Origin of the sequence: Pseudoalteromonas sp. 31A1, from assembly GCF_011378815.1 — a bacterium.
Taxonomy (GTDB): domain Bacteria; phylum Pseudomonadota; class Gammaproteobacteria; order Enterobacterales; family Alteromonadaceae; genus Pseudoalteromonas; species Pseudoalteromonas arctica.
In genome coordinates this window covers 1-693 of sequence record NZ_WTKY01000072.1, presented here as the reverse complement: position 1 = coordinate 693, position 693 = coordinate 1, and the positions used below count along the sequence as shown (strand labels likewise).

Sequence of the window (693 nt, the reverse complement as noted above, 5' to 3'; positions counted from 1 at the left end):
GTTTGTCTATTATCACGGTATTTACTTTTGTTATCGCCTCTCCTTTCGATTTCTAGCATTTTTTCAGGGTTATTTTTTCTAAATTCTTCAATGCGCACTACATCTTCTTCGTCTAAGGCCAGTTGCTTTATGGTTTTATCTTTCGCTCTTGTTGGGTCTCTATTTGGGTTATCAACGCACCACTGTTTAATTGCGTTAATACGGTTTTCTCTTTTTATTTTTTCTCGTTCTTCGTGAGTTAAGCCATCTTCCTCTTCAGCAATATAGCGCTTAACTAGCTCACCAAGTATTCTTTCGTCCTCTGCGTTTTTATCATCTATGTTCATAGTTATTCCTTTAACAACCTACTTCTTATAAATTAATTACTGCTTGGCTGAACACTTGACCAATGCGATGGCTTTACTTGCGGTCATCATTAAAAAATGCAGCCCTGATTTTTCACTCTCATTGTGATAATAAAACTAGACAGCCATTCTTATTATATAAACTAAATCCCGCCATAAAAGGTACTTAAGGTATCCCACACGTTAATTGCATAAATAAACGTTTCGCTTTGTATTTCCAATTAAGTGTTTGTTTTCGCTCGGGCTCAGGCGTCCAGAAAGAATTAAACTAGACAGCCACTCTAATTGTGCAAGCTAAACTGTGCCATAAAATCTACTTTTTATGTTAAAAACTTACCTTTCCTTATCT

General features: G+C 35.8%; 1 pseudogene. It reads right to left on the bottom strand.

The window, feature by feature from the left end:
* Positions 1-326, bottom strand: a pseudogene (locus GQR52_RS20370) (hypothetical protein); the annotation flags it as partial.
* Positions 327-693: the final 367 nt, after the last annotated feature.